Below are 14,901 nucleotides of genomic sequence, written 5' to 3'. Positions count from 1 at the left end.
GATGGCGAGGAGACTGTCATGAAGGCCGATCGGAGTCGCGACACGTTCGACCCGCGCAAGCACTATCGGCGCGTGCTGCATCAGCAGGGCAGAGTCGTGCTCGACGCCGACGAGAACGAACAGGTATCGATCGATCTCGCCACCGCCGAGCGCACGATGTCCGACGTGATCGGGCCGGCCGGCGTGCCGGAGACGTCGCTTGCGCCCGGGTACGCGGGTGGCTTCGCGCTGGGCATCGGCGCGCCTCCCGGCAGCAGCTCGTCGGGGAGCTTCAGCAGTGTCAGCAGCTTCAGTAGTTTCAGTAGTTTCAGCAGCCTGAGCAGCCTGAGTAGCGTCGGCAGTTCCAGCAGCGGATCGAGCGTGGGCGGCTCCTCGTCGAGCAGCTCATCGGGTTTTGTGCCGCTGCCGGGCAACGATCTGACGATCGCGCACGGACGTATCTATGTTGACGGCATTCTGGTCGTCAACGACGCCGATACCACGCTGCTCACGCAGCCGTATTTGCCGCTCGCCGGCGACGCCGGTCCCGCCGGCCTCGCGGGAGCTGGCGTCTATGCGGCCTATCTCGACGTATGGGAGCGCGTGGTAACGCCGATCGACGATCCATCGATTCAGGAGATCGCGCTCGGCGGCCCGGACACGTGCTTGCGCTCGCAGCTCGTCTGGCAGGTACGGCTCGCTGCGATCGACACCCGCAGGTTCGGCAATGCTCCCGTGTGCAACGACATTGGACCACCCTGGCCGCAACGCTCGACCGGCCAGCTGAGCGCGCTCACGAGCGCCCCCGCGGTCGATCCGACGCCATGCACGCTGCCGCCCGAAAGCGGCTACCGCAGCCTCGAAAACCAGTTGTACCGCGTCGAGATCCAGCGCGCGGGCGGCTACGGCAGCGCGACCTTCAAGTGGTCGCGCGAGAACGGCTCGGTGGTGCTCGGCATCGCGCCAGCGCCGGGCCAGCCGGCCTCCGGGACGCTCAGCGGCAGGACGCTATACGTGAGCTCGACCGGCCGCGATGCGTCGCTGGGCGTCGCGCCCGGCGACTGGGTCGAGCTGATCGACGATCGCGCCGAGTTCCTGTCCGGACGCGGCGAGCTGCTGCAGGTCGCGGCGACCAGCGACGCGCAGATGACCGTCACGCTGCAAAACGCGCCGACGCAGCCGCTCGATCTCACGCTGCATCCAAAGCTGCGGCGCTGGGACCAGACGCAGAATGCGACAGCGGCGGGCGTCGCGATCGTCGACGGCACGCCGATCGATCTGGAGAACGGCGTGCAGGTGCAGTTTTCGAACGGCCAGTACGCGGTTGGCGACTACTGGCTAATTCCGGCCCGCACGGCTAACGCGCAACAGCTGACGGGCACGATCGAATGGCCCGAGGACGCGGGCGGCAATCCGCTGCCGCAACCGCCGCGCGGCGTCGTTCACCACTACTGCAAGCTCGGTATCGTTGCGTATGACGGCTTTGCCTTCGTGCCGCCGCAAGGCGCCAGCGCGGTCACCGACTGCCGGCTGTTCTTCCCGCCGCTGACCGGGCTCGAGACCTCGCAATGCCCGTGCACGATCACGCTGCAGCCCGGCTCGAACTGGACTGCGCAACTGGCTTCGCTGTTCGCGCGCGACAGTGCCGCCGACGCCGAGATCTGCTTCGCGGCGGGCGAGTTTGACACAACCCAGACCGTCGCGATCACCACGACCGGCAATGTCAAGGTAACGGGCGCGGGGTTCGGCACGAAGCTCGTCGGACAGCAGCTCGAAGTGGTGCTTCGCTTCAAGAACTGCGCGAGCGTGATCGTGCGCGACCTGAGCGTGATGGCCTCGCGCGCAACGACCCAGCTCGATGGGGTAGGCGACAGCATCGGCGGCGCGCTCGAATTCGACGACTGTGCGCTGGTCAACGTCGATGCCGCGGCCCTCACGTGCGCGGGCGCGCTGAGAGCGGGCGCGGCCTGTCTGAAAGTGTCGAACACGACTACCGACGCGGGCACGGTGCGGGTGTCGAACACCCGGATGTCGGTCGGCCAGATGCAGTACGGCATGGTGCTGGTGAACGTGCAGAAAGCGTACATCGACGGTAACGAGCTGCTTGGCGCCCACAGCAAGCCGGTGTTGTTTCGGACCGCATTGCAAAGCGGGCTATATCGCAAGCTCGTCCAGCGCGTGCTGGTCGGCAGTGCGGGGACGCCGGGCGTCGGTTCGTCTTCGTCGAGCTCGTCTTCGTCGAGTTCGTCGACTTCGCCGCCCACCCGGCCGACCGCGAAGAAGACCGTCGCCGTCGCACGGAAGAGGGCCAGCAAGAGCATCGCCAAGGTCGCGCCCGAGGCCACTGCGGCTGGCGTCGCACCGGCCGCGCCGGTCGAACCCGCCGCCGCGACCGGTGCGATCTCGCCGATTGCAGGCGCGCTCTCGCGTCTGCCGAACACGCACATCAACGTCGGTGCCGCGACGATCAGTTTCAACACGCCTGCGCAGTTGAAGGGGGTCTGGCAGACCTACGTCGACAGCAACGCGCCGAAGGAATTCGCAACGAGCCGCGATCTTCTCACCTTCGTCAAACAGGCGGCGTCGACCTTGTTGACCAGCCCCGCCGCGCAGGCGCAGTTTTCCGGATTCCGCGACATCGTCCGCTTCTTCGAGAACAACCAGATCTCGTCGGGACGCGCGGGCATCGTGGTCGGCGGGCAGGTATGCACGACGCTCAATGTGACCCGCAACACGATCGATGGCTTCATGCAGGGTGTCGCAGTCGGCGTCAGCCATTTCGACGCGGGGCCGGGCGCGACGCCCCCCGACATGGCCGGCAGCGTAACGATCCGCGACAACGAAATCCAGGTGCTGATCGATCCGGTACTCGGTCACGCTGCCGCGCGCTACGCGATCTTCGTGGGCAACTGCACGTCGCTACAGATCGAGAACAACCGCGCGAACCTGACCATGCCTGCTCAAGCCGATCTCGTGACGGACGGCATCCGCGTATGGGGCTACGCGGGCAAGAAAATGATCATCCGCCACAACCATATGACGCGCTTTACGACCGGCATCCGCGTCGTGCGGGTGGTGGCGCCGGGCAAAAAGAACGATCAGGGCGGTCCCGGTCCGCAGAACTACGTCTCGAATGAGCCGCCCCCGCAGCTATGGCTCGTCGCGGATAACCTGCTCGAAAGCGTGGGCAACCCAGTCGATGCACCGACCTGCATGAAGGTCGATAACGTGCGTGGATGAGCGCGGCAATTGCGGGAACGACGATGAAGAAGCTGATCCTGCGCAACTTTCAATCGCCGGGCGACATCGTGATGCTCACGGCGGCGGTGCGCGATCTGCATGCCGCTTATCCCGGCGAGTTCGCGACTGACGTGCGCACGCCGTGTCCGGCGATCTGGGAGAACAATCCACACCTGACGCCGCTGCGCGAGCAGGATCGCGACGTTAAGGTGTACGACTGCCACTATCCGTTGATCCACCAGAGCAACCACGCGCCGTATCACTTCCTGCACGGCTTCATCGACTATCTGAACCGGCAGCTCGGTCTCGCGATCCGGCCAACCCGCTTTTGCGGCGACATCCATCTGGCTGCGCGCGAGAAGGCGTGGATCTCGCAGATCGAAGAGCTGGTGCACCAACCGGTGCCTTTCTGGATCGTCGTCTGCGGCGGCAAGCGCGATTTCACGATCAAGTGGTGGTCCCCCGAGCGCTATCAGGCCGTAGTCGATCATTTCGCCGGCCGGATTCAGTTCGTCCAGGTGGGCGAGGCCGGTCATCAGCATCCGCCGTTGCGCAACACGATCGATCTGCGCGGCAAGACGGATCTGCGGCAACTGATCCGGCTTGTCCATCACGCGCAAGGCGTGCTCTGTCCGGTCACGTTGCTGATGCACCTCGCCGCCGCCGTGGAGGTGAAAAGAGGCATGCCAAAGAACCGGCCATGCGTGGTGGTGGCCGGCGGCCGGGAGCCGCCGCATTGGGAGGCGTATCCGCATCATCAATACTTGCATCGCGCCGGCGCCCTCAAGTGCTGCGACGACGGCGGCTGCTGGAAGTCGCGCGTGCGTCCGCTTGGCGACCACTCGCAGAACGATCGCCCGGAGAACCTGTGCATCGATGTCGTCGGGCAGCTGCCGCGTTGCATGGAGCTGGTCACCGCGGGCGATGTGATTCGCGCGATCGATCTCTACTTCGAGGGCGGTGCGATCAGCGCGTTGTCCGCGCAGCAGCGCGAGGCGTGCAACGCCCTCGTGACCGGCGCGGCGTACGCTGCAGTTTGAACGGGGAGCGACGCAATGGCCTTCGTAGACAATCGCAAGCTTGCCGTCGCGATCTATCTGAGCGGCGGTATTGGCGACGTGATCGTCTCGGCGCGTTTCGTCCAGCATCTGTTCGCGGCTGTCGGGCATCCCGGCATCGACGTTTACTATCACTCGCCCGACGTGGCGCGCTTCGTTTTCAACGCGGCGCGCTTCGTCCACGGTGTCTATCCGCTGTCGGCCCTGCAGGGCGCGCGGCATAGGTACGACGTCGTCGTCTTTGTCGCGCAGTTCGTCCGCTACGAAATCCAAAAACGGGCCAACATCGAGCGGTTGTGCCCGGCGCTGCTGAAGATCGCGGACGAAGCCGACCAGCGGCTCGCGCAATATCGCGGCCTGTTCGACCGGTTGCCGCTGCTTGACGGCTTGTGGGGCAGGTTATCCGCGCAGCAGGGCCGCAACGTGGTCGCCAATCTGGGCTTCCTCGGCAATCTGCCGATCGACGCGGCGACCGGTACGTTTCTCGCGCCGGACCCGGCTCGGCTGACGCTGGTGGATACGCTTCTTAACGGGCAGCACAGGCCCTATGTGACGCTGCACGACGGCTTCGACAACCTGCATGGCTCGCAACCCGGTCAAGCCACCAAGTGCTGGCCCGTCGAATACTGGGCACGCCTCGTCGAGCGTTTGAAGGCGAATGCTCCGGGGGTGGGCGTGGTGCAGATCGGCGGCTGCAAGAGCCGGCATATTCCGGGTGTCGATGTCGACCTCGTGCAGCGAACCGACCTTCATGAAGCCGCGTGGGTACTGAAGCATGCGCTGCTCCATATCGATACCGACTCGGGCCTCGTCCACATGGCGAGCGCGCTGCGTACGCAGTCCGTCGTGCTGTTCGGGCCGACGCTGGCGGCCTATTACGGCTATCCCGGCAACATCAATTTGGATGCGGGTTCATGCGGCGGCTGCTGGTGGTCGACGCCGGATTGGCTAAGCCGCTGTCCGCGCGGACTCGCCCAGCCCGCCTGCATGGCGGCGCTCGCGCCGGAGCTGGTCGAGCGCCACGCGCTGCCGATCCTGGCGGCGCGGGCGGCGCAACGCTCGCGCTATACGCTGGCTGATGCGCGCTTATACGACAGCGCGCTTCGCAATGAACGCGCCGCGGTGCTCGAAAACATGTTTGCGCAACTCGGGATACCGCCAGTGCCGATCTCGGCGCACGCACGGCGTGCGGACGTCGGCATGTACATTCACGCTTCCAAGCAATGGGAATACCTTTACGCCCATCAGCAGATCGAGCGGCGCTTCGGCGCGAACCGCAGCGATCTCGTGATTGCCGATATAGGGGGCGGGCGAGGCGCGCTGGCACCGTATCTCGCGAGGCTCGGACATCGGGTCAGTGTGTACGATATCGACTACCTGTGGGATGACGGAGGGGACGTCGATGTCGAACGGCGATATCTAATATGGGCGGGCAACGAAGGCATCAGCGCGCAGTTTGCGTCGGTCTATAACCTGCCGGCGGAGGATGCGTGTTTCGACGTGGTGTTGAGCGTGTCGGTCGTCGAGCATATCGTCTACAAGCAATACGCGTTGAAGGAAGCGCTGCGTGTGCTGAAGCCCGGTGGGTTGCTGGTCCTGACATTCGATTTTGCGGCGGCACCGGAACGGTTCGAGGACGGTTTGCGCCGTGAAATCTTCGACCCGGAGCGGCTCGACGCCACCGTCGCAGCATTGGGGCTAGGATCCGTCGGATTCGGCGAAGCAGCCCTCGCAACCAGTATCGCAAACATACGCGATGACCGCGTGCTCGGCATTCCTGACGGTATGACCGTCGGCGGCATAGCGATCGCGAAGGAGAAGGTGAGACTGTGATTGCATCGACCGTCTATCAAGCTAAAACGAAGGAAAGCCCGCGTTCCAGGCCGTCGGACCATCATATCGGCCAATCGACTGTGACGTCCGCGACAGCGATCTCGCGTGCGGTGGAGGTCGCGCGCAGTCCCGGCATGCCCTTGCCGCTCCAGGTGGAGCGGGACGCAGCGGTCCGGTTCGGCCGTAGTTTTAGTCAAGTCCGCATTCATGCCGACGATCGCGCGGCGGGAGCGGCCGCGTCGCTGAAGGCGGCGGCATTTACCCTCGGCAACGACATCGTGTTCGGCTCTAACCGCTATGCGCCGGCCTCGCTCGCCGGCGAGTTGTTGCTCCAGCATGAGTTGAAACATGTGGCACAGCAGCGTTTTGCGCGCCCGGCGGAGATGCCGGAACTGGATTCGCCCGGCTCCTCGCATGAGCGTGAGGCGCGCAAGATTCTCGATCCCTGCGTGGAGTCCTTGCCCCTCCAGCGGATCCAGTGCGCGCCGGACGACGCGCAATACTCGATTGGCGGCCCGTTCGCTGACTCGGTGGGCAAGCGGATTTTCGGCGATACGGCCTGGCCTTTCATCAAGGCTGTGCTGGAGGGCTTTGTCGGAGGGCTGCAAGCGGATGTGAAGTCGGGTCGCGCGGACGCGGCAAAAAGCCACCTGGCCATGCTGCTCGTGCCTACGAATGCCATCGCGTTTCATGGAGGGTATCTCGTCGGATTCGTGTTGGGGCTAGTCAGTCCGATTACCGATCTGGTCAAGGGGATCATTGGCGCCGTCAAGCTCGGCTGGTCCGCGCTTGAATGGGCGGCCAAATGGTCGCCCCCCGGCGTGGCCGCGAGTCCCGATCGTCAACGGAAGATAGCGGTTCTAATGGACAAGTTTCGCGATCTGGAGGTTCAGTTCAATCAGTCGTTGATCGACTTCATTGCGGATCCAAAGGGGACGATCCAGAAGGTCGCCGGTTTTCTCGACAGTCTCATGCAACTCGCCCTCGACAAGGCACGCGATCTTGGCGCCAAGGCGGCACACGCCATCTTCGACTTTCTCGAGAAGGATTTTTTCAGCATGGGGCGGGGCATCGGAGAGGTGATCGGCGCATTGGTTGCCCAGGTCCTTTTGCTGGTTTTCAGCGACGCGATCGGCAACCTGGTTTCCAAGGGTGCTAGCTTCCTCGGAAAGGCGGCTGAGTTCGTAGCCGGGAAAGCCGTGGAAGTCTTCGAATGGATCAAGGGGATGGCGTCAGAGGTGGTCTCGCTCCTGCGCAATGCCGTCAAGGGCGCGCTTAAAATTTTTGAGGGTCTTGCGAACAAGGCGATCGAGGCCTTCGATGCACTTGCAGCCCTGTTTGCGGAGTCAGAAGCACTGGAGGCAGGTGGCGAAAAGATCGCAGCGGGCGTCGGTCGTGGCGTTCAGGGGCCGGCGCCTAATATCATGGAGTCGAGAAAGGTTTCCTCGATCCGAACGTCTCCGGCTACAGTCTCGGACCTTAAACCCCCAAAAATTCATCCCTCGAATCTCGAAAAAGGAGCCTCACAAGGAACAAAGGTATCACCGCTTGCAAAAGATGCAGCGGCACTGCAGTACCGGAATAACTTGGTCAAGCGTTTTCCAAAGCTGCAGGAAGCAGAACTAGGGCCCATCAAGCGCAACCTGGCTGAACCAGGGTTGTTCGAGGAATCAATCTACACGGGTTCCGGTGAGCGTTCGTGGATTGCAAAAATGCGTGACGGAACACCTATTCAGCTCGACGATATAGACCAGGCGGGCGTCGTGGTCGACACCAAGATGCGTGGTCTACGTTCAGGGCTCGAAATCCCACCAGAGCAGGAACCCGATGTGGTCACTAAGTTGGGTGGTGCGGCGAAAGGTCGTACTTTTGCAGTGTTCCCAGAGAAGGAGCAGGCAAAGTTGCTTAAGCAATTGCGGTTCGCTCAAGAAAACGGCCTCACGGGCGTTCGCTGGGAAACGAACGACCTCGAACTTTTTCGTGATATCGCGCGCTACCGTTCGACGATGCTCTCGGCTAAGGAGCAGAAAATGTTCAACGTCGTCCTAGTCGAACGATGACAGGTGGTTGTGGGTTTCTGGATGGATTTCATCGATTTTCCGTTGATGGAGCCGATGATGCAGGAAGTGGCGGACGTGGCAAGATGTGCGGTGCGAAATGATGGCGTGATTTGCGACGTGATCCGTATGGCATCGACGAGTGCGATCACGGCGCGAAGCGCCGGCAATGTACGCAAGACCTGGACGTGAGATCAGTTTCGATACGATAGTAGGGGTGACCTTGATTTACGTGCAGTATGTGCCAAGAACGCGAGCGTCGACTGACCGATGCTTGCGATGCTTTACCGAAGATGAGGGACGGCCCCTCGAAGTCGGCTTGCAGGAGCAGGCTTCAAACCGCCACAAGCTGCGTGGGTAAAGAGCCCCCGTGGTGAGCGTTGTTGGAAAAGTCGGGGTTAAGCCCGGCAGGTGGGAGTCAAAGAGACGAACGTGAGTGAACCGCTGATGTGCAGGCCGCCAGCGTCGGTACCGCGACGGCGGCGTACCTCCCGTCTGTCACGGCCTCGTGGCAAGGTGTACGCGATGACCAGGTGACAGATGTGAGCGGACATCCGGCGCTCAGCTCGGCCAACCGCAGTACGATCCAGACCGGCACCGTTTCGCTGAACTGGGTGCTATTCGATTTCGGCGGCAGAAAGGCGGCATTGCGCAATGCGCAGCAACTGCTCGAAGCAGCCCGTGCGAACCAGGACGCGACGCTACAGGATACGTTCTCGAGGGTCGCGGCAGACTACTACGCGGCTCAGGCCGCAGCCGGCAAGCTTGCGGCCGCTGAGGAAACGGAGCAGACCGCGCACGACAGCTTTGTTGCGGCGTCAGCGCGTGTTCGGCACGGCGTGGCAGCAATCACCGACCAGCTACAGGCGCAGACGTCCTATGCGCAGGCGACGTACAACCGGGCGAAGGCGGAAGGCGAGCTGCAGACCGCACTCGGAACGCTGGCCTCAGATATGAACCTGAATCCTGCGCGGGCAATCGTGGTCCCGTCCGTTGACGAAGGCGTGACACCGGACAGCGAGTTTAAGGAATCCGTTGCGGAGCTGATCGATGAGGCCGAGCGTAGTCATCCGAGTGTGTTAACCGCCCGGGCACAGCTCGCCAGTCCCTGCAGACAGACACCCAGAATCTCCAGAACACAGCCTCGCTGCTTCAGATCGCTCGTCAATCATTCGGCGCCGCGAGGCATCGGTATAACGCAGGTGTCGGCAACATTCTCGAACTGCTGAACGCGCAGTCGTCGTTATCTGATGCCAGCCGGCAACGCATTCAGGCACTCACCGACTGGCGGGCCGCAAGACTGCAACTGGCCGCGAAGATCGGCCGGCTGGGTATCCCGGAGCTGCGCCGGGTAGAAGGCGATTGAGACAGGCGATCGACACGACAGCGCGCATCCACGACGGGGAAAAGCCATGCAGATTCTCTTCATCCATCAGAACCTTCGGGGCAGTTCAGGCACCTGATGATGTGATGATGCACTACACTCGCGTCCCTGGCGTGGAGGTGATCGCCTGGGGATGCCGTGCGGATTCGCGAAAACCTCACCCGCCCGATTGAAGGCGCAAGGGTGTACGGTTACGCCTTCTCTCCAGAGGGCCAACACCCACCGTATGAAGCGTTGCGAGCCACCGATCTGGCGATGCGTAGGGAAATGGCGGTGGCGAAAATTTGAAATCGTTGCGCAATGTCCGTGATCTGTTTCCGGACGCCTGTGAGGTTCTGAGGTTCGTTCTGGATGGCTTTTGTAACTCGTACCAGGTCCCGACGTATGGACGACGTTGCGTGTGATCTCCCAGTCGAAAGTGTAGCGGCAAGCATCGCTCGCTGACGGCAAGCGCGGCGCGTTTCGTCCCGCGCGGGATTTTTCTTCGCCGGTGGATTCGTTATTTGTTGTCGACCCTGAGTGCCTTAGCTTCACGTTGAGCGCGAACGGCATCGAGCGCCATGCCCATTTCGTCCCGACTCAGGGGGAGCACATCTTTCCCTTTTTCCCTCGCCGCCGCACCATTTGGGCCGGCTTCATGTCATTGAAGTTGTGAACAAGATGGCCGGCGACGATTTGCTGAGCCTCCATAGCGACGTCGAGGTCGTGTTCGCGTAGCTCTTCGGGGGTAAAAGTGATAAGGGTGGGTGGGTTCTTACTCATGATCCGGAGCTCCCATGTCAGAGTGGACGAAGAATCAAGAGTGAGCCGGGCTTCGCGTTCTTGCAACAGGCGATTGTGCGATAGCGAACGCGCCTCATCGGTTTGACATAAAAGGAATAACAATATTTGTGTAGGATTCCTATGTAATATCTTTGGCTTGTCATCGTCAGTCCATTCGACATACCCTGCCGTCGAAGAATACACACGTGTTCGCGAATTGCCGAAGGATGCGTCAAAGTGCGCCGCGCGCCTCCTTGGTATCTTCCGGGTGGGAGCGGTCAATGGCACTTGACTGCCGCGCGCGAAGTCCATGTCTGCGTATCCGGCACGCACGGCGGACACTGACGGCGCATCGGGGAAAGAGGGTGGAAGCCGGTGACTGGCATCGGCATGTTATAAGTGCCCGAACAATGGGGGAGGCGCTTTCGCAAACGATAACAAGGGTTAGTGATATGCGCGCGAAAAAATTCATCGCCTTCCGACCGGTAGCCGATTTGCACGTCACCCCATCGGGTAAAATGTTGGCCTCCCGGCGCCCGCCGAAATGGTTGCGTGCAAGCGCTGCATCGAGTGGCATGTCGGCGACAGCGACATACACAGGCGATCAGCATCGCGTCTACCGTGTACCACCGTGGGAATATCATGAATCTCGATCCCGAATTCGACGATCCGCTGATGGATGAAGAGTTTGGTGTGCTCGAACGCTTTCTTTCGAGCAATGCCGTTTGCGACGATGCGATGGACGCCGTCATGTTGCACGGCTTTCTGACCGCCGTCATCTCTGGACCGAGCATGGTCATGCCGGGCACGATACTTCCATGGATTTGGGATGCAAGGCACGCAACACGTCAGCCGAGATTTTTATCAGCCGGTCGGGCACGCAAGATGACCGGACTGATCATCCAATACTGGAACGACATCAACAACACCCTGAATAACTGTCCCGATCTGTTCGAACCCCCGCTGCACACGGCCGGGTGGAAGGGTGAAGAGATTGTCGTCCTCGACGAGTGGTGCGAGGGCTATTGCAAGGGCATCGACATCGATCGGGCGGCCTGGGAGCCGCTGATCGAACGGCACCCCGAGTGGTTCACTGCCATCCTGCTGTTTGGAACAGCCTCCGGATACCATGAACTGGGGCAGCGGGATTACACGGTCGAGCAACGTCGGTCATTCGCAAACCTGCTCACGGCCGCAGCGCTCAATATCCATCGATACTGGGGTGAGGAGCGCCGAAAACTGATGGAACAGGGTGAGCGGCCGAGCATGATCCGGGCGGTTCCAAGGCCGAAAGGCAGGACGGGCAAGCATGCCGGACGCAGCGATCTGGACGCGCAAGATGGGAACGGGTCCGAAGACCTGTTCCTTGTTGATTCGCTCGGCCGGACGACGGACGTTGCGTTTCACCCGCTTGCATTGTCCCCGCTGTCTACGGGCGTCACTCGCGAAGGTACGTCTGTCGATGTGCACATCTATCGGGCCGGAAACGACAGCCGCGACGGCTGGATCCTGGAAATCATCGACTCGCACGGAACATCAACAGTCTGGGACGACCCGTTTCCGACCGACGGAGCCGCGCTGGCAGAAGCGTTGTACACCATCAACTCGCACGGCATTGCATCGGTAACAGCAGGCGTACCGGAGCACGTGACGAAGCACTGACCGCTCTTGAACCGTCTGCGCCCCGAGTATAGGTCCGGTCGCCGCAGCCTGCGGGTCAAACCTTGTGTGCGGCGCGGACAGAAGCGTCACCCGGCAATGCCGTACAACATGCTGCCGGAAGCCAGCACCATGATCAGGAGTAGCAGTTTTTCCCGGGACGCAAGATATTACGTGATCTGCACGCGAGGCTATTTGCCGCCTGCATTCGAACCCGGGACTTTCCCCATCGACCATCCATGTCTTTGACCGATAGCGATTGTCTCGCGCCCAAAATCACACCGGCAGGCCATCTCCTTGCCGCGCCGGACGTCGATGCGCCTCCCTTGCCAGATGACGTAGCGCCAATTGTAGGCACCGCCTTCGGGCGTGGCACGGGTCATGGGCTGCTTTATCTGGGGAGCGCAACCATAGGGCGTGCGCTGCCGCCTGCGTGGGCATGGTGGCGCGACTTTGGCGCCCGCTATGTCACGTCTTTATGCACCACGTCAGAACGCGAGGAGGCCACGGTCTCTCAACCGGACACAGAGGACTTCGAAAGACTGATCGAAGATGCACCGCCCATGACGGGTGCCGAATATCTCACGTCGGATGTCCTCGCGGCACTGTGGGGCGAAATCGACGTCGCTTTAAGGGATGAACTGGCACGCACAGGGGAGTCGCTTCAGGCATTTCTCAAGTCGCGTCACCCTGCGTGGAATCTTGTGGGCCGAGTTCACTTCAACCTTGCCGAAAACCGCAAGGATCCTGAAGCCCCTTTCGCCTTCCTGGCAACTTACGCAGCGCGGATATCGGCCCATGGCAAGACACAGCATCAACCGCTTTCGCGGGCGCTCGAGGAATTTTCCGGTGCGCGCAACAAGGCGAAGCTGCTCTCCCTCCTGATGCCGGTTCAGCGCGCCGCTGAACGCTGCGACTGGCTTCGTGCGATGCTCGATTCGCGCGAAATATACCACCCGTTGCGCTGGATGCCGGCTGACGCTTACCGTCTTCTCTGCGATTTGCCCGCTCTGGAATCTGCCGGAATCATGGTCCGGCTACCGGCTACCTGGGTGACGGGCCGCCCGGCGCGCCCCGCGGTCAAGGCCAGCGTTGGAACACAGTCCCCGTCGCTCCTCGGCAAGGATGCGCTGCTCGACTTCAGAATGGAGGTGTCGCTCGATGGCGAGCCGTTAAGTCCCGCCGAGATCCGGCGTCTGCTCAAGGGGGCCGACGGTCTCCAGTGGATTCGTGGGCGCTGGATCGAAGTCGACACGAAAAAACTCGGCCACGTACTCCAGCGCTTTCAGAGTCTGGAAAAGGCAGCGCAATCGGGACTGCCGTTGAACGATGCCTTGCGTCTGCTGGCGGGTGTATCAGGCGATGAAGCTGAAGGCTCCGACGAACGCGACTGGGCACAGGTTGTTGCAGGAGACTGGCTGGCAGAGACGCTTGGGCATTTGCGCCAACCGGAAGGGTTGGCGCAGGTCGATCCGGGCCCCGACCTGAGAGCCCAGCTACGGCCCTATCAGCAAGCCGGCGTACGATGGCTATACCTGCTCTGCCGGCTCGGGCTGGGCGCGTGTCTGGCCGACGACATGGGCCTCGGAAAGACGATGCAGGTACTCTCCCTGCTATTGATCCTGAAGCGCGAACAGGCCGACTCGCGCCCGAGCCTGCTGGTCGCGCCTGCGTCCTTGCTGGCAAACTGGGCAGCGGAAGCTGAGCGCTTCGCACCCGGCCTGCGCGTGCTGGTGGCTCACCCGTCCGTGATGCCTGCAGAAGAACTACGTGCACTGAACGACGCGCAGCTCGCGCAGACAGACCTCGTCATTACCAGTTTCGGTTCGCTGCTGCGTCAACCCGGCCTGGAAACGATCCAGTGGCGCATCGCGATTGTCGACGAGGCCCAGGCGATCAAAAATCCCGGCGCCAGGCAGACGAAACAGGTAAAGAAGCTTCGGGCCCAGTCACATATCGCCCTGACGGGCACCCCGGTGGAAAACCGCCTGTCGGATCTGTGGTCCATTTTTGATTTCACGCATCCAGGCCTGCTGGGCTCGGCGAAGGAATTTGCCGGTCTCACCCGACGTTTGGCGAAAAGCGAGCATTTCGGTCCGCTTCGCACGCTTGTGCGACCCTACATCTTGCGCCGTCTGAAAACCGACAGGCGTGTGATCGCCGATCTCCCCGAAAAAACCGAACTCAAGGCGTGGTGCCACCTGAGCCCCGTCCAGGCCGCGTTGTACGAACGCGCGGTCAAGGACCTGGCGGCGGCGCTCGATGGCGCCGACGGTATTGAACGCAAAGGCATCGTTTTAAGCTACCTGATGCGTTTCAAACAGATATGCAACCATCCGTCCCAGTGGCTTGGCGACGCGGCGTGGAGTCCCGAAGCCAGCGGCAAGTTTGGCCGCCTGCGGGAACTGGTCGACGTGATCGCGGCGAAGCAGGAAAAGGTACTGGTGTTCACCCAGTTCCGCGAAACCACCGAGCCACTTGCCGCGTTCCTGGGATCCCTTTTCGGCCGGGAGGGATTGATTCTCCATGGCGGCACGCCCGTAGGCAAACGGCGCGAACTGGTCAGGCAATTCCAGGAAGACGAATCAACACCGTTCTTCGTGCTGTCGCTCAAAGCGGGAGGATCGGGGCTGAATCTCACAGCGGCGCCTCACGTGATTCACTTCGACCGTTGGTGGAATCCGGCCGTAGAGAATCAGGCGACCGATCGGGCGTTTCGCATTGGCCAGCGCAAGAATGTTCTGGTGCACAAGTTTGTTTGCCAGGGTACGGTCGAGGATCGGATTGACCAGTTGATCGAATCGAAGCAGCAGTTGGTGAACGATATGCTTGAACGCAGTGCGGAACTGCAGCTGACCGAGATGAGTGACCAGGAGCTGCTTGATCTTGTCAAGCTCGATATTCATTCCGCGCAGGAAAACTGATCATG

Annotated in this window: 10 protein-coding genes; 9 read left to right on the top strand and 1 reads right to left on the bottom strand. The window is 61.8% G+C overall.

What is annotated here, in order from left to right; genetic code table 11:
* The first annotated feature begins 18 nt into the window (after positions 1-18).
* The 7 genes from AB4Y32_RS29465 to AB4Y32_RS29435 all read left to right on the top strand — a co-directional run bounded on the left by AB4Y32_RS29465 (position 19) and on the right by AB4Y32_RS29435 (position 9,533).
* Positions 19-3,219 (top strand): DUF6519 domain-containing protein, encoded by a 3,201-nt coding sequence (locus AB4Y32_RS29465; protein WP_368724696.1) that lies wholly within the window; start codon positions 19-21, stop codon positions 3,217-3,219.
* The gene (locus tag AB4Y32_RS29460; protein ID WP_368724695.1) at positions 3,216-4,259 is read left to right on the top strand and encodes a glycosyltransferase family 9 protein; all 1,044 of its coding nucleotides are present in this window, start codon (positions 3,216-3,218) and stop codon (positions 4,257-4,259) included. The genes AB4Y32_RS29465 and AB4Y32_RS29460 overlap by 4 nt, the downstream gene beginning before the upstream one ends.
* 15 nt (positions 4,260-4,274) lie before the next feature.
* Complete coding sequence (locus tag AB4Y32_RS29455) at positions 4,275-6,110, top strand: methyltransferase domain-containing protein (RefSeq protein WP_368724694.1); 1,836 nt, start codon at positions 4,275-4,277, stop codon at positions 6,108-6,110.
* On the top strand, positions 6,107-8,170 hold the full coding sequence (locus AB4Y32_RS29450) for a DUF4157 domain-containing protein (RefSeq protein ID WP_368724693.1): 2,064 nt from the start codon (positions 6,107-6,109) through the stop codon (positions 8,168-8,170). The genes AB4Y32_RS29455 and AB4Y32_RS29450 overlap by 4 nt, the downstream gene beginning before the upstream one ends.
* 21 nt (positions 8,171-8,191) lie before the next feature.
* Positions 8,192-8,359 (top strand): hypothetical protein, encoded by a 168-nt coding sequence (locus AB4Y32_RS29445; RefSeq protein ID WP_368724692.1) that lies wholly within the window; start codon positions 8,192-8,194, stop codon positions 8,357-8,359.
* Positions 8,360-8,616: 257 nt separating this feature from the next.
* Positions 8,617-9,396, top strand: a complete 780-nt coding sequence (locus AB4Y32_RS29440; RefSeq protein ID WP_368724691.1) for a TolC family protein — start codon at positions 8,617-8,619, stop codon at positions 9,394-9,396.
* Complete coding sequence (locus tag AB4Y32_RS29435; protein ID WP_368724737.1) at positions 9,315-9,533, top strand: TolC family protein; 219 nt, start codon at positions 9,315-9,317, stop codon at positions 9,531-9,533. The genes AB4Y32_RS29440 and AB4Y32_RS29435 overlap by 82 nt, the downstream gene beginning before the upstream one ends.
* A gap of 597 nt (positions 9,534-10,130) precedes the next feature.
* On the opposite strand, the gene AB4Y32_RS29430 is transcribed toward AB4Y32_RS29435, so the two are convergent.
* The gene (locus tag AB4Y32_RS29430) at positions 10,131-10,313 is read right to left on the bottom strand and encodes a hypothetical protein (RefSeq protein WP_368724690.1); all 183 of its coding nucleotides are present in this window, start codon (positions 10,311-10,313) and stop codon (positions 10,131-10,133) included.
* A gap of 642 nt (positions 10,314-10,955) precedes the next feature.
* On the opposite strand from AB4Y32_RS29430, the gene AB4Y32_RS29425 reads away from it, so the two are divergent.
* Positions 10,956-11,975 carry a YecA family protein gene (locus tag AB4Y32_RS29425; protein WP_368724689.1) on the top strand — a complete coding sequence of 340 codons (1,020 nt, stop codon included), beginning with the start codon at positions 10,956-10,958 and terminating at the stop codon, positions 11,973-11,975.
* A gap of 236 nt (positions 11,976-12,211) precedes the next feature.
* The gene (locus AB4Y32_RS29420) at positions 12,212-14,896 is read left to right on the top strand and encodes a DEAD/DEAH box helicase (protein ID WP_368724688.1); all 2,685 of its coding nucleotides are present in this window, start codon (positions 12,212-12,214) and stop codon (positions 14,894-14,896) included.
* The last annotated feature ends 5 nt before the right edge of the window (positions 14,897-14,901 follow it).

It is taken from the genome of Paraburkholderia phymatum, from assembly GCF_040965635.1.
GTDB classification, from domain to species: domain Bacteria; phylum Pseudomonadota; class Gammaproteobacteria; order Burkholderiales; family Burkholderiaceae; genus Paraburkholderia; species Paraburkholderia phymatum_B.
Note: the sequence above shows the minus strand (reverse complement) of the source record. Positions and strands in the feature narration are given on the sequence as shown.

Excerpts from the sequence above, each read along its gene's own strand:
- AB4Y32_RS29465 (WP_368724696.1), top strand. The coding sequence starts at position 19 with ATGAAGGCCGATCGGAGTCGCGACACGTTCGACCCGCGCAAGCACTAT.
- AB4Y32_RS29460 (WP_368724695.1), top strand. The coding sequence starts at position 3,216 with ATGAGCGCGGCAATTGCGGGAACGACGATGAAGAAGCTGATCCTGCGC.
- AB4Y32_RS29455 (WP_368724694.1), top strand. The coding sequence starts at position 4,275 with ATGGCCTTCGTAGACAATCGCAAGCTTGCCGTCGCGATCTATCTGAGC.
- AB4Y32_RS29445 (WP_368724692.1), top strand. The coding sequence starts at position 8,192 with ATGGATTTCATCGATTTTCCGTTGATGGAGCCGATGATGCAGGAAGTG.
- AB4Y32_RS29430 (WP_368724690.1), bottom strand. The coding sequence starts at position 10,313 with ATGAGTAAGAACCCACCCACCCTTATCACTTTTACCCCCGAAGAGCTA.
- AB4Y32_RS29425 (WP_368724689.1), top strand. The coding sequence starts at position 10,956 with ATGAATCTCGATCCCGAATTCGACGATCCGCTGATGGATGAAGAGTTT.
- AB4Y32_RS29420 (WP_368724688.1), top strand. The coding sequence starts at position 12,212 with ATGTCTTTGACCGATAGCGATTGTCTCGCGCCCAAAATCACACCGGCA.